General features: G+C 63.5%; 29 protein-coding genes. 25 read left to right on the top strand and 4 right to left on the bottom strand.

Annotated features, from left to right (window positions below):
* Nucleotides 1–197: 197 nt before the first annotated feature.
* Both VT84_RS32350 and VT84_RS32345 read right to left on the bottom strand, forming a co-directional pair.
* Nucleotides 198–647 (bottom strand): RrF2 family transcriptional regulator, encoded by a 450-nt coding sequence (locus VT84_RS32350; RefSeq protein WP_052551620.1) that lies wholly within the window; start codon nt 645–647, stop codon nt 198–200.
* Nucleotides 648–727: 80 nt separating this feature from the next.
* A complete protein-coding gene (locus VT84_RS32345; protein WP_052551622.1) occupies nt 728–1,459 on the bottom strand; it encodes a phosphoadenylyl-sulfate reductase in 732 nt (243 codons plus the stop codon).
* A gap of 592 nt (nt 1,460–2,051) precedes the next feature.
* Here VT84_RS32345 and VT84_RS32340 point away from each other — a divergent pair.
* The 23 genes from VT84_RS32340 to VT84_RS32235 all read left to right on the top strand — a co-directional run bounded on the left by VT84_RS32340 (nt 2,052) and on the right by VT84_RS32235 (nt 19,511).
* Entirely contained in the window at nt 2,052–3,164 is a 1,113-nt protein-coding gene (locus VT84_RS32340) for a tyrosine-type recombinase/integrase (RefSeq protein WP_162271921.1), read from the top strand.
* Nucleotides 3,165–4,213: 1,049 nt separating this feature from the next.
* Entirely contained in the window at nt 4,214–4,597 is a 384-nt protein-coding gene (locus VT84_RS32335; RefSeq protein WP_082842438.1) for a hypothetical protein, read from the top strand.
* Between the two features lie 42 nt (nt 4,598–4,639).
* Complete coding sequence (locus tag VT84_RS32330) at nt 4,640–4,903, top strand: hypothetical protein (RefSeq protein ID WP_082842437.1); 264 nt, start codon at nt 4,640–4,642, stop codon at nt 4,901–4,903.
* Between the two features lie 210 nt (nt 4,904–5,113).
* The gene (locus tag VT84_RS39795; RefSeq protein ID WP_162271920.1) at nt 5,114–5,884 is read left to right on the top strand and encodes a hypothetical protein; all 771 of its coding nucleotides are present in this window, start codon (nt 5,114–5,116) and stop codon (nt 5,882–5,884) included.
* A 40-nt stretch (nt 5,885–5,924) separates the two neighbouring features.
* Nucleotides 5,925–6,977, top strand: coding sequence for an AAA family ATPase (locus tag VT84_RS32320; protein WP_162271919.1), 1,053 nt, complete (start codon nt 5,925–5,927; stop codon nt 6,975–6,977).
* A 505-nt stretch (nt 6,978–7,482) separates the two neighbouring features.
* A complete protein-coding gene (locus VT84_RS32315; RefSeq protein ID WP_082842435.1) occupies nt 7,483–8,040 on the top strand; it encodes a hypothetical protein in 558 nt (185 codons plus the stop codon).
* Nucleotides 7,968–8,615, top strand: coding sequence for a hypothetical protein (locus VT84_RS32310; protein WP_157470081.1), 648 nt, complete (start codon nt 7,968–7,970; stop codon nt 8,613–8,615). The genes VT84_RS32315 and VT84_RS32310 overlap by 73 nt, the downstream gene beginning before the upstream one ends.
* 18 nt (nt 8,616–8,633) lie before the next feature.
* The gene (locus VT84_RS32305) at nt 8,634–8,969 is read left to right on the top strand and encodes a hypothetical protein (RefSeq protein ID WP_082842433.1); all 336 of its coding nucleotides are present in this window, start codon (nt 8,634–8,636) and stop codon (nt 8,967–8,969) included.
* 2 nt (nt 8,970–8,971) lie between these two features.
* Nucleotides 8,972–9,202, top strand: coding sequence for a hypothetical protein (locus VT84_RS32300; protein ID WP_082842432.1), 231 nt, complete (start codon nt 8,972–8,974; stop codon nt 9,200–9,202).
* A gap of 47 nt (nt 9,203–9,249) precedes the next feature.
* Nucleotides 9,250–9,588: a hypothetical protein gene (locus VT84_RS32295; RefSeq protein WP_157470079.1), complete on the top strand. Its 339-nt coding sequence runs from the start codon at nt 9,250–9,252 to the stop codon at nt 9,586–9,588.
* Nucleotides 9,589–9,661: 73 nt separating this feature from the next.
* Nucleotides 9,662–10,450, top strand: coding sequence for a hypothetical protein (locus tag VT84_RS32290; protein WP_082842430.1), 789 nt, complete (start codon nt 9,662–9,664; stop codon nt 10,448–10,450).
* Nucleotides 10,451–10,570: 120 nt separating this feature from the next.
* Nucleotides 10,571–10,978, top strand: a complete 408-nt coding sequence (locus tag VT84_RS32285) for a hypothetical protein (protein ID WP_082842429.1) — start codon at nt 10,571–10,573, stop codon at nt 10,976–10,978.
* Nucleotides 10,975–11,781, top strand: a complete 807-nt coding sequence (locus VT84_RS39790; protein WP_162271918.1) for a hypothetical protein — start codon at nt 10,975–10,977, stop codon at nt 11,779–11,781. The genes VT84_RS32285 and VT84_RS39790 overlap by 4 nt, the downstream gene beginning before the upstream one ends.
* Nucleotides 11,778–12,308 (top strand): TIGR02996 domain-containing protein, encoded by a 531-nt coding sequence (locus VT84_RS32280; protein ID WP_162271917.1) that lies wholly within the window; start codon nt 11,778–11,780, stop codon nt 12,306–12,308. The genes VT84_RS39790 and VT84_RS32280 overlap by 4 nt, the downstream gene beginning before the upstream one ends.
* Before the next feature lie 29 nt (nt 12,309–12,337).
* The gene (locus VT84_RS32275; RefSeq protein ID WP_162271916.1) at nt 12,338–13,183 is read left to right on the top strand and encodes a DNA adenine methylase; all 846 of its coding nucleotides are present in this window, start codon (nt 12,338–12,340) and stop codon (nt 13,181–13,183) included.
* A 201-nt stretch (nt 13,184–13,384) separates the two neighbouring features.
* A complete protein-coding gene (locus VT84_RS32270) occupies nt 13,385–13,774 on the top strand; it encodes a dATP/dGTP pyrophosphohydrolase domain-containing protein (protein WP_162271915.1) in 390 nt (129 codons plus the stop codon).
* 191 nt (nt 13,775–13,965) lie between these two features.
* Nucleotides 13,966–14,403, top strand: a complete 438-nt coding sequence (locus VT84_RS32265; protein ID WP_082842425.1) for a hypothetical protein — start codon at nt 13,966–13,968, stop codon at nt 14,401–14,403.
* 46 nt (nt 14,404–14,449) lie between these two features.
* The gene (locus VT84_RS32260; RefSeq protein ID WP_082842424.1) at nt 14,450–14,791 is read left to right on the top strand and encodes a hypothetical protein; all 342 of its coding nucleotides are present in this window, start codon (nt 14,450–14,452) and stop codon (nt 14,789–14,791) included.
* A 57-nt stretch (nt 14,792–14,848) separates the two neighbouring features.
* The gene (locus VT84_RS32255) at nt 14,849–15,226 is read left to right on the top strand and encodes a hypothetical protein (RefSeq protein WP_082842423.1); all 378 of its coding nucleotides are present in this window, start codon (nt 14,849–14,851) and stop codon (nt 15,224–15,226) included.
* 26 nt (nt 15,227–15,252) lie between these two features.
* Entirely contained in the window at nt 15,253–15,450 is a 198-nt protein-coding gene (locus VT84_RS40350; RefSeq protein WP_082842422.1) for a hypothetical protein, read from the top strand.
* A gap of 314 nt (nt 15,451–15,764) precedes the next feature.
* A complete protein-coding gene (locus tag VT84_RS32245) occupies nt 15,765–15,953 on the top strand; it encodes a hypothetical protein (RefSeq protein ID WP_082842421.1) in 189 nt (62 codons plus the stop codon).
* 214 nt (nt 15,954–16,167) lie between these two features.
* Nucleotides 16,168–16,830 carry a hypothetical protein gene (locus VT84_RS40345; RefSeq protein WP_204249847.1) on the top strand — a complete coding sequence of 221 codons (663 nt, stop codon included), beginning with the start codon at nt 16,168–16,170 and terminating at the stop codon, nt 16,828–16,830.
* A 470-nt stretch (nt 16,831–17,300) separates the two neighbouring features.
* On the top strand, nt 17,301–19,511 hold the full coding sequence (locus VT84_RS32235; RefSeq protein WP_082842420.1) for a terminase gpA endonuclease subunit: 2,211 nt from the start codon (nt 17,301–17,303) through the stop codon (nt 19,509–19,511).
* 220 nt (nt 19,512–19,731) lie between these two features.
* Here VT84_RS32235 and VT84_RS32230 read toward each other — a convergent pair whose 3' ends face one another.
* Together VT84_RS32230 and VT84_RS32225 are read right to left on the bottom strand one after the other, a co-directional pair.
* Nucleotides 19,732–20,727 carry a TIGR02996 domain-containing protein gene (locus VT84_RS32230; protein WP_082842419.1) on the bottom strand — a complete coding sequence of 332 codons (996 nt, stop codon included), beginning with the start codon at nt 20,725–20,727 and terminating at the stop codon, nt 19,732–19,734.
* A 119-nt stretch (nt 20,728–20,846) separates the two neighbouring features.
* Nucleotides 20,847–21,335 (bottom strand): hypothetical protein, encoded by a 489-nt coding sequence (locus VT84_RS32225; RefSeq protein WP_082842418.1) that lies wholly within the window; start codon nt 21,333–21,335, stop codon nt 20,847–20,849.
* A gap of 260 nt (nt 21,336–21,595) precedes the next feature.
* Between VT84_RS32225 and VT84_RS32220 the strand changes: the two genes are divergently transcribed.
* On the top strand, nt 21,596–21,832 hold the full coding sequence (locus VT84_RS32220; RefSeq protein ID WP_082842417.1) for a hypothetical protein: 237 nt from the start codon (nt 21,596–21,598) through the stop codon (nt 21,830–21,832).
* Nucleotides 21,829–23,469: a phage portal protein gene (locus VT84_RS32215; protein ID WP_162271914.1), complete on the top strand. Its 1,641-nt coding sequence runs from the start codon at nt 21,829–21,831 to the stop codon at nt 23,467–23,469. The genes VT84_RS32220 and VT84_RS32215 overlap by 4 nt, the downstream gene beginning before the upstream one ends.
* Nucleotides 23,470–23,553: the final 84 nt, after the last annotated feature.

The raw sequence follows: 23,553 nt of genomic DNA, 5'->3' as shown, positions 1-23,553 counted from the left end.
TTGAAATTTAAGCGAATTCTGCCGGTGAAAGGCTGTAACGAACAACAGGCCTACCACTTTCGGCGGGCCTGTTATGACACAAACGGCTGTTCCAGTCTATCCATCTTAATCTTTTGATTTGTGCCCCTCGACAAGCGGTGAAAATCGTCGTCAGCGAGGCAAGAAAACGCGAAGTGGTCGGCGTCTGAAACCCGGCACTAAATTACGTACTGCAACGGCTGGCCCGAATCGACGAGTTGGGCCAGTGTAGTGTGTTTGAGGATATCGGCTTGAGCCTTAAGGAACTCGTCGTGCGCGTTCCGGACGCGGTCCCACACGTCGTCGAGCGCTGCGGCCAGCGGCGACGCGGGTTTACGCGATTTCGTTCGCGTGCCAGCCTGTTCGGTTCCCTCTACCGCGGCGACCACGTCGGCTAAAGTGATGTCCGCCGGGCGCTTCGCGATGTGATACCCGCCGGCCGCCCCGCGCGTGCTCGTTACGAGCCCGGCTTTATTCAACTGAATCAGGATCTGCACCAGGAATCGCGGTGACGAGATCCCGTGCTTGTTGGCGATTTCCGTCAGGCGCACCGGTTTCGGGTCGCCGTACTGCGCGGCCAGTTCCAGCATCGCGAGACACGCGTACTCGGCGCGAGCGGAAAAAAGCATTGTGAAAGTCCCAAGTCGTAAAGTCGAACGCCGCAAAGTCGAGGGCCACAAGATCAGGGCTTTACGCCGTTCGACTTTCGTCAGATGCCTTCCCCGTCCTTGACCTCGATCACGTGCAGTCCGCACTCCTTTTTGACCTTCCCGGCCCAGCGCCCGGCCCGGTCGTCCTCGCCCGCGGCCACCGGGCGCGTGCAGGGCCAACAGCCGATGCTCGGGTAATCGCGGTCGTGGAGCGGGTTGTACGGCACGTCGTTCTTGTGGATGAATCCCCACACGTCTTTCTTCGTCCAGTTCAGCAGCGGGTTCACCTTCACAAGATTGAATTTTGTGTCCCACTGCACAACTTCGGCTTTTCCGCGATCGGTGGTTTGGTCTTTGCGGATCGCAGAGATCCACGCGAGCGGGGCGATACGTTCCACCGCGAGGCGCAGAGGAAGAATCTTCCGGTCGTAGCAGCACTGGTCGGGGCGGTGTGAATACAACGGACCGCCGTGTTCGGCCTCGTACTCCGCGACCGTCAGCTCCGGTCGGATGTACTCCACCTCGATCCCGTACTTGTCTTTGATCCGTTCGCGGAGTTCGAGCGTTTCCGGAAACTGGTAGCCCGTGTCGAGATTAATGACCGTTGTGGCGGGTTGAATCTCGGCGAGCATGTGAATGATGCAGCAGCCTTCTGCACCGAACGCCGTCGCCATCAACAGTCGCGGGTGAAATCGCTCAGCGGCCCACTGCAACACGGTCTGCGGCGACGCGGTCCGGAGACGTTCGTTGGCTTCCGCGATGTCCTCTGTCGTCGCCTGTTGCACCGACATCCCGCGCTCCTGGGCGATTCTAACAGAACCTGCATTACTATCGTAAGGATTGTATACCTCAAAGAAAAGGCGAACGGTTTGTGTGAGACACCAATATTGGACGAACGCCCCTAAAAATGGCAAATAGCCCGGTGAGAGTAGCGCGAATCCCTCGCGTCTACACTCTACCGGGCTACTGAGTTAGCCGTTTGTCCGGACTCTTAGATCAGGACGCTGTCACGGATTCCGCCGCGCACATTAATAGCTATAATCGCCTTGAATTTCTAGCACATTTCTCTCGACCCTGGCAGGTCCGATTGCACTGCCGTTGGTGTCCCGGACACCAGTTGTCAGGGCTTCATCTGAGCTTCCCTGACGAATTCCCTTTCCGCATTATCATTTCATGCCCTACCCACCGCGCAAATTAACACACAACGGCGAGACACTCACCCTGATGGAGTGGGCCGCGAGAACCGGGATTAATGCGGACACGATCCGCAGCCGGATCAATCACCAAGGATACGACGTGTCGCGGGCACTCACGACACCCGTGGCGTCGAAGTATTCGCCAAGGAACAAGCCACCCATACCACCGCCACGTGCGTGTCCCAAAATGCTCCGGCACAAAGCCAAAGGCGTCGCGTACTCCAAGTGGCGAGTGGGCGGCGAGACGCGCTACGCTTACTACGGCCCGTGGGGTTCGCAGGAGGCCGCCGAAGCGTACCAGCGGTTTCAAATTGAGTGGGCCGCGGAAGGCGCGAAGCTCGCGCGGGCGAACAAATCGTTCGTTCAGGTCTGCGAACTGGTGGAAGTGTATCTAGAGCACGTGACGCGGTATTACGTGAAAGACACGGAACCCACATCGGAACAGCAGGCCCAGCGCAGCGCGATGCGGGTGCTGCTGGAACTGCACAAGGATCTCCCAATTAACGATTTTAAGCCCCGCCACCTCAAGGCGTGCCAGCAAGCAATGGTGGCGAAGGGCTGGATGCGGGGCACGGTTAATAGTCGAGTGCGGCGCATCATCCGTTGTTTCTCGTGGGGAGTGTCTGAAGAGCTGGTTCCCGTAGCACTTGCCGATGCGCTAGAGCACGTGCCGAATCTCCAAGCGGGCCGCACGACGGCACCAGATCCTGACCCAGTTACAAGCGTGTCAGAGCGGGTAATCGTAGCCACATTGCCCCACCTCGACGCCGATCCGGAACGAGCAGCCATCCTGACCGCAATGATTCGCTTCCAGGAGGCTTCAGGATGTCGCCCTGGTGAACTGTGTGCAATGACTGCGGATGCGATCGATACCAACGAAACCGAATGGGCGTACCGCGTGCGAGACAAGAACACACACCGGCAGTGGAGACGCAAGCCTCTGACCAGATGGTTCGGGCCAAGAGCACAAGAAATCCTGCGCCCGTTCCTCGCCAACCCAGGGCCGGGCGGCCGCATCTGGTGCTTTCCGCCACGATTTCCGAACGGGCCAAAAGCCAAGCGCGTGCCCATTTCGTCCGAGCGGTATGCGGAAAAAGTGCGCATGGCGTGCAAGTTGGCTGGGGTCGAATTCTGGCACCCGCACCAGCTCCGACACAACCGCGCGACGGCCGTGCAGCGGATCTACGAGAGTGATGATGCGGCGGCGGTCGCGATCGGCGACACACCAGAGGTGACCAGGGCCATTTACATTGACCCGAATCACGCGATCGCCCGGCGGATCGCCCGCGCAACCGGATGATCCCGCACATCCTCACGGAATCTTCACTGCGCGACGGATAACCGGACCAACCGACATACGCGACACATATTCACACAGGCGAGAGTGGGCGGACCTGCCCATTGACTCGCCTGGTGCCATTGTGACTCCGAACGATCCGTCTCCAATTTGGAACGCTGCCACTCAATTTGCCCGCGAAACCGATCGGCCCACACCGCTCGCTATCCTCATCCTGAACCCGGACGGTTCGTGGGAGGAGATTGGCGCGGATGGACGATTTTGCCGCGTCTGGCAGAGTACACCCGGAGAGTTTCCGGCCGCAACAGGGTGGAGTTTTCGCGCTGGTCTAGTCGCGTTCAACGGGCGAGAGTTCCGCATTGGCGGATTGAAGTACAAGCTGCTCCGTGCGCTCGCGGATGGCCGTGGGCAACCAGTTGCGGACCGCGTGCTAAAAGCTCGCGTGTGGGCTGACGACAACGTCGAGGATAACCGGCTTAAGGATGTGGCTTTTGGGCTCCGCGCTGTCTTGCGTGCGGAACTGGGGCTTAGCGAAGATGTTGACCCAGTCGAGCGACTTGAGGGTGGGTACAGGCTCGCACAATCATGAATTGCTTTTCTCTTCAGCCTTCGGCGGCCACATACCTTCCGCCTTAAGCAACTCGCGACATGCGCGGTTAACTAACTCCGCGACATCAGCCTCATCCCGATCCGCCAGTTTCTGAAGCTGGCGGAAGGTATGCGGCCTCACGAGAACCCGACGGTTCTGCTTCGCTGTTTCAGATCCTTCTTCTTCATTCGCCATGTCCGCGATTGTCTGCGCAACTCAAAACGATTTCAACGCCTAGAGCGATAGTGTCGCCACCCCACCGGCACCAAGTGCAATCTTGGTGTACACTCGGTGGATACTTTCTACCGATACGTCATTATATCAACATCCAACACAAGCCACGCTTAGCTAACCGAGGACAGAATTTCGGATCAGACCAGTTTCAGACTCATTTCGCAACGGTTTTACAACCTGCGAAGATTATGATTTATTATGTACGGCCGAACAGTAAGGAGTTAGCACGATGGATCCGATCACCAAAATCAGCGAACCGGGCATCGGGTTACCCGAGAATCTCGTCCCTCCGACGGACGAGAACCGTGATTACCTGATCCCGGCCGAGATCGCAACTGCGTGCCGCACGGACCACATGACGGTACTGCGGTGGCTGAACATGGGCATAACGGCCCGTGACGCAAACGGGCGCCGCACTCGGGTGCGTCTTGAGGGTGTCAAGATCGGCGGGCGATGGAAAATCCCCGTCGCGAAGTTCGAGGCGTTTGTTCGCGCGACCAGCGGAATGGCTTTCCCCACGGCCGAAAAGGAGCCGCGCGAGAGCGAAGCTCAACGTAAGGTTCGAGTTGCTAAGTGCCTCGAACGGCTTGCCGCACAAGGGATGCTTTCCTGAGCCATCCCACACCCCACCCTCAACCACACCAAGAGAAAAGCCATGCCCCGTCGCAAGCCGAAACCCCTGCCCGCGACCGGTAGCGACCGCGCGCTCGTCGCGGAGATGTGCGCCCGCCCGACGGTGCTGCGCCTGCTCATGCTGTGGGGATCCTACCGCGACGGGTTCGGTCAGGACGCCGTGGCGCGGGGACTGGGTCAGCTCGACCCGCCGGTGATGGTCAAGGCAGATGAGGTGCCGGCGCTGTATCACGCGGTGCTCGACCACCTCACGGCGCAGGTGCGAGAGTCGCGACGGGCCGCGTAGTGCGGCGTGAAATCACGCGGGCGCTCGCTTCGGTTGGAGAGGCGGGGCGGGCGTCCGAACAGCGGTTGGCCCCGAGCCGGTGAGGAATCGGGGTACGCGGGAGTAGCTCAGAGGTAGAGCGGGGCGCCTTCAGCAGCGCCCATGTCGCGGGTTCGATTCCCGCCTCTCGCGCTTCGGCAAGCAGCAACCCTTTTTGACCAGGAGCAGACGATGGTGGCTCAAACGAGTTCCGCCGGGGGAGACCGCGCGCCCAAACGGACGCCGGCAGCGTTCCTCAGGCCGGGCGACATGGTGCGTGTGCTCACGGCACCTGTAGCGGCCCCGTGCGTGATCGTGGCTGTGATCTATGAGCACCGGCTCCACGGCGTGTTTGTCCTGTACCGCATCGCGGCGGGTACGGTCGAACTGCTCATTGACCCCGCGAACGTGGTGCTGATCGGTGAGGCGGCGACCGCGCCGGCTCACGGGCCGATGTGCGAATGCGGCGACGACGCGGCCGATCCCGCTGCGGAAGCAGTGGCCACGGCCGAGCCGACCGAGCCCGAGGGAACGATCGAATGGGCGCGAACATCGGGCGGGACCGCGTGGGTTAGCTCCGACGGGCGGTTTCAGATCGCTGCGGAAAAAGAGGGGTTCGTCGCACAAGACCTGTGGTGTGGCGCCCGACTCAAACCGGCGATCCTGACGAGCGCGAGCGCGTGGTGTGAGGCCCGGAAAGAGGGCCAGCCCCTCAAGTGGAAAGAGGACCGGTCCGGGTACAGTGCTAATCTCCCGAATGCGCGATTCCGCGTTAACCGTGTTGGCGCCGATCGGTTTCAGGCCGTTGATTGCCGGTTCTCCTACACGCACCGGTTACACCAAAGCCCCATCTTCGACTCGCTCGAACCCGCCCAGCGCTGGTGCGAGGTGCGCGCCGCGTGCCAGGTCGAGGGCGAGGGCGCCACGGCCACACTCCACTACGTCGGCCCGATCCCGTTCTGACCCACTCCCCATCAACACCACTGCTCACAGAGGGCTCGTTATGTCCGCGTTCGAGGTACGTAAAGCGAAGCGCCAGCGCCGGCCGTTAAAGATCGCGCTGGAGGGGCTGAGCGGGTCCGGGAAGACGTTCACCGCGCTGCGCCTAGCGTTCGCCCTGAAGCGCGCCGGGATCGGCTCCCGCATCGTCGTGGCCGACTCGGAGAACGAGTCCGCCGGGCTGTACGACGGCGTGCAGATGGACGGGGAGACGTGGGAGTACGAAGTGTGCCCCATCCCCCACGACAAGCAGACCCCCAAGGGCTACACGGAGTGCTACGAGTACCTGGTTAAAGCCGGGTTCGACATCATCATTTTCGACTCGCTCTCTCACGCCTGGCACGGGGCGATGGAGACGGTGGACAAACACGCCCAACAGAACAAGGGCGACAAGTTCGGGGGCTGGGCGAAGGTCACCCCGGACCAGCGGAAGATGCTCACCGCGCTCACGGACCCGCGCGCCCACATGATCGCGACCATGCGGGTGAAGTCGGAGTACGAGCGCCTCGACGACGGGGGCAAGGCGCGAATCAAGAAGGTCGGCATGAAGACCGACCAGCGCGAGAACACCGAGTACGAGTTCGATTGCGTCGTGCGGCTCGACCCGGACGAGCACACGGCCCACGTCGAGAAGGTGCGCGGCTGCACCGCGATGGACGGCGCGACGGGCGATCACCCCGGCCCGGAGTTCTGGCAGCCCCTTTTGACGTGGTGGCTCTCGGCCGAGGCGGTCCCGGTTCCGCCCCCGCCCGCTCCACCAACCCCGTCACCGGCCGAAGTCGCGGCGATCAAACTGCTGGATGGCGCGACCACGTTGGAGCAACTCGCCAGCGCGTGGAAGACGCTCCCGATTCCCATTCAAGAGAAGCTCGAGTCACACAAGAACGCTCGCAAAGCCAAGCTGTCCGCCCCGCCCAAACCCGTGACTTCGACAGTGGGCGCGGACGGCGTGGAGCGCGACGAGCACGGCGACCCCATCGCGTTCACCAAAGGCCCGCCCCCGGACCCGGACCAAACAGGCTCGTTCGAGAACGAGAACAACAGCCCGCCGGACTGAGTGTGGAGGGTTCAACACCAGGGCGAACGCACGTTGGAGGGAATGATGGCCGGCGGGTGGATCAAGCTACGAACGGACCTGCAGAGCGACCCGGCCGTGATCCGGCTGGCGTCCCTTCTGAAGCTCGACACGTTCGGCGTAATCGGTCGGCTCACGACGGTGTGGGTGTGGGCCGACACGCACGCGGACCGTCACGGTCATGTCACGCTCGTGTCACGCTCGTGTCTCGATTCCATCGCGCTGTGCGACGGGTTCGGCGCGGCGCTCGAGTCCGTCGGGTGGCTGAAATCTTCTCCCGAAGAAGGCGGCGGAATCACGTTCCCGCGCTTCGATCGGCACATGGGCGAGGGCGCCAAACAGCGTGCGCAGGCTGCAAATCGCAAGCAAAAGCAGCGCTCGGGCGAGTCACGCTCTGGTCACGCTGATGTCCCGAAAATGTCACGCTCCCAGCGTGACACGAGCGTGACCAGAGAAGAGAAGAAGAGAGAAGAGAAGAAGGAAGACAATGGCCCCCCCCCTACCCCCCGCTCCCGCGGGGGATGCGGTGGGGGGAGCGGAGCCCGGACCCGAGGCGGTTCTCGTTACCGAACCGGCCCCGGAAGCCGGCCCGAGCCCGCAGGCCGTTACGTCGCACTGGAACGCTCACCCGGGGCTCGTTCCGTGCGTGGCGTCCGATCCCCACCGCGATCGTTTGATTCGCTCGTGGGCGATGGGGAACGCGCTGTGGGCCGCTCACTGGAAAGCCGCGATCGCGTTCATGGGCCGAACCCCGCTGTACTGCGGCGGCGGACAGCAACAGTGGCGCGCGAACATCGGTTGGCTCCTCAAGGCCGACAACTTCGCCACGGTCGTTGAGCGCATGCTCGCCGAATCAACCGCACCAAACGCACCCGCGCCCCGTGCGCCACCGAAGGCCGGGCCGGAATCGGCCGCGGACGCGGTCGCGCGGATCATTGCCAAGGCCAACACCAAGAGCACCTCGGAGCAATCGTGTACGACGCCATTGAATGCCCGCACTGGTTCACCGCATGGGTCAGCAACTACCGAGCGGCGCTCGGCGTGAACGACGAGCTGACGGACGCGATGCTGCGGATCTGGTGGCCCGCGTTCGAGGCCGCCCGGTACACCCAGGCCGATTTCGCGGGCGTGCTCCCCCGGCTCATCGTGGCCGAGAGCACCCCGAACTGGCCCCGCGAGCACCTGGCCGCGGTCAACCGCGAGCTGCGGGCCGCGAAAGAACAGCGCACCCGCCGCGCCCCGGAGTCGAGCGGTGGCCGGTCCGGGAGCCGGTGTCAGTGGTGCGGTGGAGACGGCTGGGTTTCGGTCCCGCACCCGAAGTGCCTCTCGAACGGGGAATGGATCGCCCCGCACACGACCGTAACGCCGGCTTGCACCCGGTGCGACCGGGGCGAGCAGAGCTACCAGGCCCATTGCGTGGAAGTGGCCGAGGGGAAGCGGTTCGCGCGCCCCATGACCATCGACCAGTACGAGAAGCTCGTTGGCACCGCGTGGGTCGAGATCGTGGCCCGGCACGAACAGGCGCAGCGGCTCATGATCCGGGCCGTGTCCGCGACGGAAGGTATCGACCGAACCCCGAACATCAAGCGACTGGCGAACGCCTTCGCGATGCCCAAGTGACCCCACGAGGACGCACCCATGCACGACACCCGACCCGACCACGACGGCGAGACCTTTGACCGCAAGCTCGACCTGTCCCGGCTCAATGAGCAAACGCGCCGGGTATTTGAGGCGATGCGCAACGGCGGTTGGCTCACGCTCCTGGAGATCCAATTGCGGATCTTCGCGGCAACCCAGAAGCGCGACCCGGAAGCGAGCGTTTCAGCTCGCCTGCGTGATCTCCGAAAGGAGCGCTTTGGCGGGTTCACCGTCGAGCGCCAACGCCGCGGCGACCCGAAAGCCGGGCTGTGGGAGTACCGGCTCGTGATCCCGACCACCGACACCACCAACCCGATTCCGCCACTGGAGGCTTAACCGTGCTCACGTTCCTGACCGTGCTTTGTGTGCTGTCCCTGCTCATCTCGGTCGCGGCTCTCTGGTACGCCCGGCGAGTCGTCCGCGAGGCGCGATGGGCGGTGTCCTACGTCCGCTCGGCCCGCGCCGAGGTGAAGACCTGGCACGATCGGCTGACCGCCGAGGCCGTGACCCTGCCGTTCCCGGGCTGCCCGAACGTGCTCCGCATCGCGGACACGGGCGATACGGCGTGATGTTCCCTGTGTTTCGACCCCCGACCCCGACCGTGAAGGAGTTTCCGATGTCAGTGATTCCCGTCAGCGCCCAGAGCCTCAACGCCCTCGGCGACGGCTACGCGGGCAAAGCAATCGACAAGTGCCTCGACGCGATCAACCGTGACCTGATCGACCGCGGGCACGACGGCAACGCGCGGAAGCTGGTCGTGACGTACACGTTCCAGCCCGACACGCAAGGCCGGCTCAAAATCCTGTGCAAAACCAAAACCACGCTCCCCGACTACTCGCCCCCGGAGACGGTGGCGAAGTACGACCAGCGCGCCGGCGGGTACGTGTTCAACGCGGACAACAGCGAGAACCCGGACCAAATGACGCTGAACGATCTCGACGAAACCAACGAGTGATCCCGTGCCACCGGGGACACCCCCGGTGGCCTTCCCCAACCCTGTTTCCCCTCAACCCCACTGGATTCCCGCAATGGAAGCGAAAGCCCTTGAGTTCCTGAAAACGACGATCGAAGCCGCGACCCCGGGCGAGCGCATCGTCACCACGGACCGCGAGCCGCGGCACGTGTACTACGTGCTCCAACCAGACGGCAAGCTCGATCGCACCTTTGCGACCGAGGCGCCGGCCGCTCACCAGGCCGCGGATCTTGACACGCTCGTGCGGGCCGCGATTGCACGTAAGCCTGATGCCGATAACCCGTTCGGCCCGGAGATCTGGTACGCGCGAAGTGGCGTCGTGGCCGTGCTCGATACCGAGGCCACGGCACCCGACGTGTGCCGCCTCGCACTCACTCCGTCCCCGCAAATGGCGAAGCTCGCCGAGTGGGACCGCCAGGGCAAGGCGAGCCCGACCCAGGCCGAGCTGGTGATTCTGCTCCGCACCCTGTTCGCCGGGTACTACCCGGTCGATTTCCTGCCCGCGATTCGGGGCGTGAAGTCGAGCAAGAAGACCGACGCCGATTCGCAGATCGGGCACGGTAAGGTGTCGCTCGGCAAGTCGATGATTGCCGAGATGACCGGGGTGGCCGCGATCCCGGAGCAGATCGTGTTCACCGTCCCAGTGTTCGCTCAGGCCGCGGTTCACATCCGCGGGCCGGTCCGGGTGGAGATCGACCCGGACCCGCAGAACGAGCGGTTCAATCTGTACGTGATCCCCGGCGACATCGAGACCGCCTTCGCTCACGCGGAAGAGGTGCTCGCGAACCGGCTCGAACTGCTCCTCGACGGTAGCCCCATTCCGGTGTACCGCGGCACGCCCTGAGTGACTTCCTGAGACAACCCGGGCGGTGGATGCGGTGCAGTGGAACCAGCGCGACGGGCGAAGGCGCTGTAATCCCCTCACCGGCCGCCCGGGTTTTTCATGCGCGAAAGGCGGTTTGAGATGGGCGCTCGGATCAAGAAAACGCTGGAAAAAGAAGTGCAAGCGACGTGCGTGGCGTGGCTGGAGTGGTGGGGCGCGCTGCCCATTCGGACCAACTCCGGGTCAATGAAGATCGGCAAGCGGTTCGTCCGGTTCAACGACGAGGAAGGGTGCGGTGACGTGCTGTGCTGCCTGCCGGACGGCGGCCGGTTTTTATCTCTCGAGTTGAAGAAGCCGGGGCCGGACACCACCAGCGCCGAGCGGAAGAGGAAGCAAGCCAGGCACCGCGCACGGGTGATGGCACGGGGCGGGCTGGCCATCGTCGCGACATCGCTCGACGAGTTGCGGGCGGGGTTGCAGGCCGTCGGTTACGACATCGCGAACCGGTACGAGATGATTCAGCCGATCGAGCAAGGGAGTGCAGCATGAGCAAGAAGAAGCTCACCGAGGCCGAGCGACTCACGCATGCGTGCCCGAAGTGCGGCGCTCGGCCCGGCTTTACGTGCCTGGATTATAAGGACCAACCGGCCCCGCTGTGTGTCGAACGGGGCCGCCCGGAGATCACGGCGAAGAAGCTTCAGAAGAAAGCCGACGAGCGGAACGCGCGAGCATTGGCATCGGTTGGCGGCGACAACACGTTGCTGACGTTCCTTCACGATGGAGCTGACAACCTGCTCGCGGCTGAAGGTTTACGAAAGGTGAACGCGGACGACATCGCAGCAGAGAAGTTGCGAAACGTCCGCCTCGGCGCGGAGAGCGGCGGGCGAGCCGAACACCGACTCCGTGAGGGGCTCAATTGGATCACACTTCGCTATATGCGACGAGTGGCTGCGGAACTGTTGGGGGTTGATGCTGAATCGCGGATCTGGGCACACGCAGAGCGCGTCTACCAAACGAACCTCGACCACATTTTCAGCAGCTACGGAACGGCCCTCTGCTCAACAGGGAAGATCGATCTCGCGCTTGAACTCCGGTTCGATCCGGCTCGGGTGAAGGAATGGGAATTCAAGACACCTGATGGGCGGGTGGTGAAGGGGAGCAACGACGGTCGGTACTTGGTTGTAACCGACCGATGGCCGCCGGACGGTTACACGCCCGTGATGACGCGGGAGGAGTTCCGCGCGAAGTTCGAGACGAAAGGCATGTTCTGGCGGCCCCCAACGGACCTACCGGAACCAGACGACGGCGGATTGTTCGAGCGAACGATTGGAGCATTGGGGAGGGCGGCATGAGCGATCGCGCCGCACTCCTCACCGCGATCCGCGTTCACCTCGGCGACGACACCCCGCGCCTCGTGTACGCGGACTGGCTCGACGAGCACCCGGAGAGCGATCGCGACACGGCGACCGCGGAGTTCATTCGCGCTTCGTGCCTCGGCCGGAATCATCCCACCGGGTACATGCCACGGAAGGCTTACCAGTGGCTTCACGAGAACTGGCAGCGGCTCGTCCCGGAGACGCTCGGGCTGCACGTTCGCCGGTTCTTGATGATTCACGAGGAGACAGGGGAAGTGTCTTCAGACATGGGGTGGTCGCGAAGTGGTCGTGATGTCGAGGCGTACATCCGAATGCCATTTGGTTCAGGTGATGGCATTCTTGTCAGCTGCCGAACGGTGTTTGAGTTCAACCGCGGGTTCTTGCAGTGGTGGACCGTGCATCGGCCCGGCGCATTTGATCGCATTCGTGGAGCGCTCGCGGTGGATCAGCCCCTCGCGAGGTGCCGAAAGTTCCCGCTCGATGCGGAGTGGGGATGGAAGTGAACGTGACACAAACTCAAAGAGAAAGGCCAATGGGAATTACCGCATTAGCTCCGTGGTATGGATCAAAGCGCACCCTCGCGGACCGCATCATCCACCACGTGGGGCCGCACTCGGCGTATTGGGAACCGTTCTGTGGATCAATGGCAGTGCTTTTCGCAAAAGAGCCGTCGCGCCAAGAAACCGTGAATGACCTCCACGGCGACCTAATCAACCTCGCGCGCATCGTCGCCGATCCGAAGCTCGCGCCGGAACTCGAATGGCGCCTGCGCCGCACTCTTGTTCACGAGGGGTTGTACCGCGAAACCATTGCGTGGCTCAAGAACCCCGAGGCCGATCGGGAGGGCGTCGAGCGCGCGTATCGTTACTTCGTGCGATCGTGGATGGGAATGAACGGCGTGGCCGGTACCGCGGTGAGGTGTAACTTCGCTCGCCGATTCACCAGCAATGGGGGTTGCCCGGCTGTGCGATTCGCGTCAGCAGTCGATTCACTCCCCTGGTGGCATCAGCGGTTGAGGCACGTCGCCATCTACCAGGGCGACGCGATCGACCTCTGCGAGAAGATCGAAGACAAAGAAGGAACGGCGATCTACCTCGACCCGCCGTACCTCGAAAAATCCGACGAATACGTTCACGACTTCGCGGACCCGGACCACTTGCGGCTTGCGACCACGCTTCGTCGGTTCACAAAAACCCGGTGTGTGGTCAGCTACTACGATCACCCGAAACTCGTCGAGCTGTACCCCGGTTGGCACAAGATCGATCTGCACATCAACCGCGCGATGGCGAATGCGAACCGGGCCAAAACCTCACTTGCGCCCGAAGTGCTGCTCGTGAACCAAGCCCCCATCACCCAAACAGCAAAGGAGGCCGCGTAATGGCACAGCAAAGCATCTGTCGGAGTTGTGCGAGGACGGAACGTGTCGCGTGGTGCCGAAGGCCGTGGCCGCCGAATGCACAGCGAAACTCGGCGTCGTGCTCCATCGCTCGCACTTCGTGACCTGTCCGAACTCCGATCGGCACCGGCGCCCAGCGTAAGCAACCCAAATTCGCCCCAACCATTGAACCGAGGAGCTGAAATGGCAACGAATCTGAAACCCGGTACGCACCCATACGTGATCGGCGATGCGCTCAACGACCTGGTCCGCGATCAGGGGGCATGGTCACAAGCCACGTTCGGCGCCGACGCCGAGCGCGGGCCGATCGGTGCGCTGAAGCATCTGGCGAAGGAAGCCGCGGAAGCGGAAATGGCCTTCATCATGAACAACTGCGTCGGCGGCGATCGCGGCATCATCGCCGAGGAGCTGGCCGATTGCTTCCTGCTCATCCTCGACGCGAGCCGTCGGGCCGGGTTCACACCGATCGAACTGATTCGGGCGGCCGAACAGAAGATGGTGACGAACAAACGGCGGGTGTGGCCTAAGACCGTCGGCGACGTGCCGAGCGAACACGTGAAAGAGGCCGCATGAGCGCCGCCGACCTCACGCCCGTGCGGGCCACATTCCGTTTGAGCGCGGAAGCGAATGAGTTATCCTGTTGAACATTACACCAACTACAACTAGATTTCACACCCGTACTCGTTTGGCATTCAATACAAACTGACTGAGTGTGGGGATGGGCTGGCAAACCAAGTTTAAGTTTGGCAATCGGAGTAAAGTAGATGACACCTGAACTCGTCCACGCGATTCTCTGGCCGACAGTCGTGGTTGTTGCTCTTATCTTGTCGCGGCACCGTTTTACCCACTTCAAACTTAAGGTTCTTGGCGGAGAGGTGGAAGTTTCTGCGAAAGAGGCCGCAAACATGGCACAGGAATTGCTTGATGAAGCTGATCGATTGATTAAATCTGTCACGCCAAAAGAGCAGAAACTACTCGCGAAGGTGTATTCGGCACCCAAGATGCTCACCGTTGAGCAACTTATTCCTGGTTTCAGTCGTGGGTCTATAGAGCACGAGCAACTTCGCAAGTTGCGGATGATACAGTTAATACGACCGGCAAGTGGCAAACAATGGGAAGCCCAGGAATATGTGGAGATTAAGCCATTCGGTAGAATACTATTTCGGATTCGACCAAAGGCGTTACTAGGCGAACAAGCTTAATTTGTCGCTGCGCCGAACCTAGCCCCATAGTCTTTAACAGCTTCCCATGTTTGCCCTCGCCTTCCTCACCCTCGCTGCTGATCCGCTTCCCCTTTCGCTCGACACAATCTCGGTCGAGCGAGCCCGCATGCTGGACGGCAAGCAGGTCACCGTCACCATGTTCGTCGCGAAGCCCATCGATCAGTCGCCGGACTGCACCATCGTCGGCGCTGTCGATCTCCCGGACGGTATCGAGCGCGGCGCGCACCTCAACGGACACCGTTACGACCTCGAAGGAACGCGGATCACAGTCACGGGGAAGCTCTGGGTGATCGATCACCCGGGAGCCTTCGTTGAAGGGGTGTTGGTGCCAGCGTGGACCGAGATTCGGGTGGAAGAGGGAAAGTGATGATTACCCTCAAATGAGCGATCTGCCCCCACGAATAATCAGTCAGGGAGGTCGTGTATGTACATCGCCAAGCTGTTAGCTGCCATCTTCGGCGCCAATCCCCGCTACTCCTGCTACGCAATGATGCCCCTTTGCGTAACATCCGACAAGATCAGACCTTTCGCCAAGATCAGATCGATGAAGAACGAATTTGTGGGATGTGTGCCCCTGGAAAAGTGGCTGACCAATGAGGTAGAGGTAAAGGAGGTTCTTGAAGCGCTTCTTCCAGCAAAGGAACTGCGACAGTTCATCGACTCCAAGTCGCGGTCAGCCGAGTATACCGTGCCACGTTTGCAGCTGTCTGCTCCGGTTCCCGCCTTTCCCCCGCGGACTGCCAACTACGGGCGGTATAGTACCGGGCCACCCGTACACGGCGGGTTTAGAAACCTCGCGTGACAACTTCCGGCCCTCAACGTGCAAACATGTTGAAACGGGCATTCGCGTGTGTCGTGCGGGCATTGAAGGCGTCGTGGGTGATGGCCCGAGGATCTATTACTTCCCTCGACCGCCTGACGCCCAAGGTCTCGGTCGAGACCGAGGTCAAGGTGGTTAAGGTCCGGGTCACATTCGATTGGTCGCGGCCCGTGCCGCCGAAATCCGACCAATTGAAGCTCGACTAACCGAAGGAGAGCCCTACCAAAGTTGGCGGGGCTCTCCCATTTCATTGGTCCCATCAAGCTCGGTCGCCACTGCCATTTTCCCCCGCGGGCGTGGAATCGCCCCTCCAAGCACTTCTCAGTCGCACGCGGAATGTTTGTCCCGCGCCCGCTCCTGCAAATACCGCGTTAGTCGGTACCGATGATTACGACGGGTTGTTTTAAATAGCAAAATCCAATCGAAATCTGGTACCGAATCGGGATTACCTATTTCGTAGGATGCAAACGCTCTACACTGAATCGCTCGCCACCAGCCTCAACCCGCCAGGCTCGATGTCATGAACTCCATTGCCAAAGCCCTCGAACACATCCACTCCCGAGGCGCTCAACTCGACCCGCACGAGCAAAGGGAACTGGCCGAGCAGCTCGCCGAAGAAGCGGAAACCCTCACCGACATGGCCGACGCCGCCGAACGGGACAGCTACCTGGTGGACGACCCGGACGAGCGGACCCTGAGCAAGCGTTAGAGCTTCGCTCGCTGGACAATCTGGCGAATGTCATTCTGACGGGTCCTTCCCCCGGGTCAGGAGGGGGAGACCCCACGGGGAACAGTCGGGCTCGCACACAGAGTAGCGGATTGGAGGACACCCGGGCTTGCACCGGGCGCCGGATCGGTCATGCTGTGGCAACCGTGACGGCCGATGTAGCCAGCGACGACAAGCAGATCACAAGGTCCACGCCATGAACGAACAGATGTGGCTCATGGATGACGGGGACGATTTCATGCGGCTCGTCAAGTTCGCGGCAAATAAAGTGAGCGAGCGCAAGATCCGATTGTTCACGGTGGGTAGTTGCCGGCTGATCTGGACGCTTATCACCAAGAAACCGTATCGCGTGGCCGTCGAGGTGGCTGAAGCCTTCGCGGACGGTGAAGCGACCAAAAAGGCGCTGACCGCCGCACGGATCGCGGCCCGGACCACTGTCGCGGCCGAAAAAAAGTATGCGAAGCTGCAAGTCGCGGCCGCGTGCTTGGATACCGTGAACGCGAACGTGGTCAGCGGGGCATTCGGAGCGTCCGTAGACGTCCCGAGCGCGGCCCTTTACCGCGGGACGGACGACTGGGACTACGACGCGACGAAACTGACCATCCTGGCGCTCCTTCGCGATGTGGTCGGCCCGTTGCCGTTCCGTAAGGTCACGGTGAAGCCCGCGTGGCGCACCTCCACCGCCGTCGCGCTCGCGTCCCAGATGTACGAAGCGCGTGATTTTAGCGCGATGCCGATTCTGGGGGACGCGCTCCAGGACGCCGGGTGTGACAACGACGAGGTGCTGGACCACTGCCGCGGACCGGGGCCGCACGTGCGCGGGTGCTGGGTTGTGGACTTGGTGCTCGGCAAGGAATAGCGGCGGTACTGACAGCTCTTAATCGTGAAACGACACGGGCCAGGGATTGCTCCCTAGCCCGCTCCGTTCCCGTGGTGTCTACTTCCCGACCTGGGGCGCGGTAGGCCCACGGCACGCCGGTGGCCGGGGAGCTTCTAACCATCTTCACAATGGTGAAAGCCCGACCCGCGGGGTTGCCACAGCCACCATTGTGAAGATGGTTTGAAGGGCAACGGCCACTGGTAAGCGTGCGGGAACGGCCTTCCCCGTGTGGGGTGTGGCGGAATGGGCTCGGCTGACGCAACATCAGCCTGTCGCAGGGCGACGAGCTAAACCAACCACGAGAACACGCACATTCTACCGGCCGGAACCGGTCCGAGCACGTCCGTCCCCAATCAATTGTTAATGACGATTGATTTCCGATATCGAATTGGAAATGACTATTAATTAGAATGGTGCCTGCGCGCAGTGCGTGAGGAGCCGGGGAGCCAATGGCCAAGAAGAAGCGACCGGCGAAGAAGCCGAAGCGCCCGGACCGGAGCGCCCCCGCGCCCCCACCGGTACCGCCCCCGCCGCTCGTGCTCCCGTCCCCCGGCGACGACGAGCGCGAGCGCAAGGCCGGGCAGTCGCGGGAGCGGTCCAAGTCGGTCCGGGAGATCGGCCCGCTACCCGCGGTCGCGGCCCCGGAGCGCCGCGAGAAGGGGCGCAAGTCGCTCCGGGCGTTCCTTCAGCTCTACTTCCCGCGTCGGTTCCGGCTCTCGTTTAGCTCGGCGCATCTGATCGCGATCGACCGCATGGAATCGTGTACCGACTTCGGGGAGCTGTTCGCGTGCGCCATGCCCCGCGGGTTCGGCAAAACGACGATGGCCGAGTGTGCCGTGCTCCGGGCCGTCCTGTACGGGTTCCGCCGGTTCGTCGTGCTCGTGTGCGCCACGGGGCGTCTCGCCGAGCGCCGGCTCAAGCAGATCATGCGAGAACTGGAGACGAACGACCTGTTGCTCGCGGACTTCCCGGAGGCGTGCTACCCGATCCGCGCGCTGAACCGCATCCACAACCGCGCGAAGGGGCAAACCCTCAACGGGAAGCCCACACGCATGGAAATGACCAAGGAAGGAGTGGTGCTGCCCACGGTGCCCGGGTCCGCGTGCTCGGGGGCCGTTCTTCAGGTCGCGGGGATGGAAGGGGCGATCCGCGGGGCGAACGTGGCCGGACCGGACGGCGAACCGCTGCGCCCCGACCTGGCGGTGATCGACGACGCGCAGACCCGGGATTCCGCGAAAAGCCTGATCCAGACGAGCGAGCGCGAAGCGGTCGTGACCGGGGACGTGCTCGGGCTCGCCGGTCCGGATGTGAACATGGCCGCGGTCATGCTGTGTACGGTCATTTACCCCAACGACCTGTCCGAGCGGTTCTTGTCCGAGGAGCTTCACCCGGAGTGGCAGGGCGTTCGCACGAAGCTGCTCGAGCAGTTCCCCTCAAACATGGAACTGTGGGACCAGTACGCGGAAATCCGGCGCGAGAGCTTCCGGACCGGGGACAAGGGGAAGCGGGGAACGGCGTTTTACAAGGCGAATCGCAAGGCGATGGACGCCGGCGCGGTGATCTCGTGGCCCGATCGGAAGAAGCCCGGCGACCTGTCCGGGCTCCAAAGCGCGATGAACTGGTTTTACACCTCGCGGAAGGCGTTCATGGCCGAGGGGCAGAACGCGCCCGAGGTGGACGGGGGGCCGGCGGGCGCGAAGGAGCTGGTCCCGGCCGAGGTCGCGAAGCGCGTGAGCGGGTGCGACCGGTACGCGGTGCCCCCGGACGCCACGCGACTGACGGCGATGATTGACGCCGGCGGCGGGCGCGGGCGCGGGTTGTGGTACATGGTGTGCGCGTGGACCGAGGGGTTCGGCGGTGCGGTGCTCGATTACGGCGCCTGGCCCCGGCAGTCGCGCACCCTGTTCAGCGCCGACGACATGCGCCCCGGGATGGCCGAGATGTACCCCACCCTCGGCGTGGCCGAGCGGTTGTACAAGGGGCTCACGGACCTTTCGGCCGAGGTGCTCGGGCGCGAGTACGTTCAGGAGCGCACGGGCGGGCGCATGCGGGTGGAGCGGTGCCTGGTGGACTCGGGGTGGCAACCGCAGACCGTCCACACCTGGTGCCGACAGACCCCGTATTGGGGCATCGTGTTCCCGTCCAAGGGGATCGCGCGCACCGCGACCTCGCGGGGTGTGGCCGAGTGGAAGCCGCGCCCGGGGGAACCGCGGCCCGGGTTCCACTGGCGCATCACGATGAGCGAAACGGGGATGGGTCGAATGGTGCAGTTCGACCCGGACGCCTGGAAGTCGTTCATCTGGGAGCGGTTCACGGCGCCCCTCGGCGGGGCCGGGTGCCTGACTGTGTACGGGCGGGGCGGGATCGGCTCGCCGGCGCACGAGATGCTGGGCGAGCACCTGGCGGCCGAGAACGCGGAGCCGATGATGGTTCGGGGGAGCACGTTCGACAAGTGGACCGAGCGCCCGTACCGGCCCGATAACCACTTGCTCGACTGCCTGGTCGGGTGCGCGGTCGGGGCGAGCGTTCAGGGCGCCACGTTCGACAGCGGGGCCGCGAGCGGGGTTCTGCTCCCGGAGCTGGCGCCCGCGGAACCCGTCAAGAGCTTTAGCGAGTTGCAGCGCGAGGCACGCGCCGCGAGAAACGGGGGCCGACGATGAGCAACGCGAGCGAAACACCGCAGACGGTTGTTACCCCGGTGCGTGGCGGGATCGTGTGCCCACGGTGCAAGGGGAACGATTGGGGTACCGCGAAGGTGCGAAAGCACCCCGGGCGGGTGATGCGGGTGCGCACCTGTCGAGGGTGCTTCCTACGGGTCCGAACTCGCGAAACGATCGAAGCCGTGATAAGTGGTCCCGATCGTTGAACGCGGGCAACGGATCAGGTGGCCGGACCCGGGGCATCGTATGTGAGCCCGGCATAACGGACCTCGGTTCCTGGTAGTCGCTCGCGCACCGATGCGAGAAATACCTCTGACATTTCTCCATACGCGCCCAAGTCAAGTACGCGCAAGTGTGGGAGCCCTTGCAGAACCGCCACGTCCGTTTCAGCAATGGGCTCGAGCGCGTAGTGGGAGCCGAGACGCAATTCCTCCAGCGATCGGCACGCGCTCAGCCCGCCGATCCCCGGGTGAAAGTAATTCGTGTCGGTCAGGTTGAGCTTTCGCAGCCGCGGGAGGGCGCCGAGAACGGATAAGTTCCGGCCGCTGATGTGTGTGTTACTCAGGTCGAGTTCCTCCAGGGCGTGCAACTTGATGATGTGCTGTAGCCCCGCATCGGTGAACTCCGAATAGCTGATATCCAGGTGCCGCAACTCAGTTAATCCGGCCAGGTACGCCAGGCACGCATCGGTGAGCCTGTCAAGCGACAACCGGAGCCGGTGCAACGTGCGCAACTTCCCGACGCGACGGATCGCATCGTTCGTGAGCCGGACGTTCCCGCCGAGCGTGAGCGACCGGAGGTTCGGCAGGACCGGCAGGTGACGGAACTCCGCGTCCGTCATACAGAAGCCGATTTCCAGTTCCTCGGCCAAAGGGAACTCGGCCAGCAACTTGAGACTATCTTCCCCGCCGAACACACCACGGGCGGCCGGGTGAAGCGTTGCAACGAAGCCACGGCGCCACTTGAAGAACAAGCACAGGGCGTTATTGGGTGCCCACGCTTGCTCGTGCGCTTCGAGTAATTTGGCTTCACGGGCGCGGAGCCCGAGGTGATCCGGGTGGTTCGGTGCGCGGGCGAGTTCGATCTGTACGCGAATGAACTCGGCCCGTTCGTGGCGCCCGTGCTCGTCGAGCCAGTCGGCGTAAACGAGGCGCGGGGTGTCGTCGTCCGGGTTCGCGGCTATAGCCCCCAAGAGGGCGGATTCGTCGTCCGTCACGTCTCGCCTCCGAACTCGGAAGTCCTGTCACGACCTCATCATCTTGGGCCGTGGCCGCTTTTGCAACCGCTCCGGAAGAGGTGTTTGCGGCCTAGACACGACCAGCGCGCCGGTCGTGTTCAGCCCCACATCACCTGATCGGGCATTACACCGGGTCGAGTAAAGATTACCCAGAAGGTGTGGAAACCGATCAAGTCGCCCGCGTTGTAGCACGCCTCGGCTCGGTCCGCTTTGAAATGAACGCACTCCAAATGAAGGCGCTCTCGGAATTGGTCCGCGGTTGTAATGACATCCCGTTGTCGAAAGCGTTCCGGGTTCCTGTCCGCGTCTTCGTGTTTCTTATCCGCCCAGTCGGTGCGGAGCCACCAGGGGAACATCTGGTCCGCAACGAACTTGAGCATGATCGGTTCGTGCTCGCGCATCCAAGTGACGTGCGCCCGAGTCATTTCCAAATGCGCCCCCGAAAGTGGCGCGCTTGGGTGATCCGGAAAGATGTACCCCATCACTCGTCGGCCGTTGAATTTCCCAACCCGCAACAGCCACCACTGACGTTCACCCTCCCAGAGTATCGGCCCGACCACTTCGTCTCGAATCAGCCCTTCTTCCATCGTTCCCTCCGCGGGTCTGTTCCGGCGCCCGTGATGGTTTCATCATCATGGGCCAGCTCGCGTTTTACAACCGGCTCTGGAGAAGCTTCTCGGCCGGCCAATTTGGTGCGGATTAGTGGCATTGAGACCCGGCGGGCCACCGGTGGCCCGTTTCGTCCCGAATCCGCTCCGCACCCCTGCGTCCGGACTGGCGCGTCGGCCCCGTGACCCGTCATGTTAAGTGAGTACGCTCACGTGTCGCCGTCTCACGGGGTGCTCGCATGGCCGATCCCGTTACACCCGAATCGATCGCCGAGGCCGCGAACGCGCCCGCCAGCGCCAGTGCGGACGGGCGCTCCGCCTCGGCCGTGTCCATTGACGGACAGAAGGACGCGCTCGAGCTGAAGGAAACGCGGGCCGCGGCGTCCGGGCGCAACCCCAGTGGCGGGGCGCCGAGCGGGTGGAACATGCTCGCGCCGGCAACCTTCGTTTCCTCCTCCACCGTGGGGCGCCGGTGAACCTCTTATCACGACTCCTGCGCGGCGCGCTGTCCCGGGTGACCGGGCGGGGCCGGGCCGCGCCCGTGCAAGCCAAGTACGACGCGGCGTCAACGACCGATCGGAACCGGAACCATTGGGCCGAGGCCGACGGGCTCAGCCCGAACGCGGCCAACAACCCGGCGGTGCGCCAGACGCTCCGGAACCGGTCCCGGTACGAGGCGCAGAACAACGGGTACTGCAAGGGGCTCCTGCGCACGCGCCGCAACGACGTGGTGGGGACCGGGCCGCGCCTGCAGCTTTCCGTCCCGGAGAAGTACACGGACCCGGACTTCGAGACCGAAATGACGGTGCCCAGGGGCACGGCGTCGGTGATCGAGACCAAGTGGGTCGAGTGGTGCGAAGCGGTCGGGCTCGCGGCCAAGCTCCGCGTCATGCACGAGACCGGGGACCGGGACGGCGAGTGTTTCGCGGTGCTCGTGAACAACCCGGCCCTACCCGCCGTTCAGCTCGACGTGCGCCTGTTCGAGGCGGACCAGGTGACCACCCCGGACCGGTGGTGGAACGACCCGCTCTCGGTAGACGGGATCAAGTTCGACGCGCACGGGAACCCGGTCGAGTACCACTTCCTGCGCACGCACCCGGGCGACCTGGCCGCGAACCGGCTCGAGTACGACCAGGTGCCCGCGGCGGCGGTCATCCACTGGTTCGACCCGGATCGCCCGAACCAGGCCCGGGGCATCCCCGCGACGACGCCGGGGCTCCCGCTGTACGCGCAGATCCGCCGGTACACGGGCGCCGCGGTCACCAAGGCCGAGTTCGGCGCCACGGTGTCCGGGGTGATGAAGACCCGGAACATGCCGATCGAGTACGCGCCGGCCCCGGGTCCGCAATCAGCAGCGAAACCCCGGTTCGACCGGGTCGAGCTGGAACAGGGCGCGCTGCTGACGCTCCCGGACGGGTGGGAGGCCGAGGGGTTCGACAACGGGCACCCGGTGGCCGGGTACGGGGAGTTCAAGCGCGAGGTGCTGACCGAGGCCGGGGCCGGGCTCAACGCGCCCCGGAACCTCTCGACCAAGAGCAGCTCGGAATACAACTACTCGTCCGCGCGCCTGGACCACATCCCGTACCGGGCCGATTGCACGATCATCCGGGACCAGCTCCGGCTCGTGGTCGTGGACCGGGTGTTCCGGGCGTGGGCGCGGGAGGCGGTCCTGGTCCCGGGGTACCTGCCGAAGGGGTTGCCCCCGGTGGCCGCGTGGTCCATGCGCTGGCAGTGGGACGGCACCCCGTCCATCGACCCGCAGAAGGACGCGAACGCGGACGACGTGGCGCTCAAGAACGGGTCCAAGAACCTGTCCGACGTGCTGTCCGAGCGCGGGGTGGATTGGGAAGAGCACCTGCGCCAGCGGGCGCGGGAGATCAAGCTGGCCCGCGAACTCGAGGCCGAGCACGGGCTCGCGCCGGGCACGCTGTACCCGATCGAACCCATGTCCAACGCGCCCGTACCCCAGGTTCCCGAACCGGAGTGGGACAATGCCCAACCGTCAGCAGCGGCGCAAGGCCGCCGCGATCGCGCGTCGTGGAGTTCCCCCGGTTCAGGCCGGGGCCGGAACCGCTCGCCCGTCCGGGAAGCCGTTGGCGCCGCGGCGGATTAGTGCCCGGTCCGCGCCGGTCGCGATCACCGGGGCCGAGGCGCCGACCGCGGATCAGCCGGCCCGGTTCGAGATGATCGCGTACAC

This window comes from Gemmata sp. SH-PL17 (assembly GCF_001610855.1).
Taxonomy (GTDB): Bacteria; Planctomycetota; Planctomycetia; order Gemmatales; family Gemmataceae; genus Gemmata; species Gemmata massiliana.
Note: the sequence above shows the minus strand (reverse complement) of the source record. Positions and strands in the feature narration are given on the sequence as shown.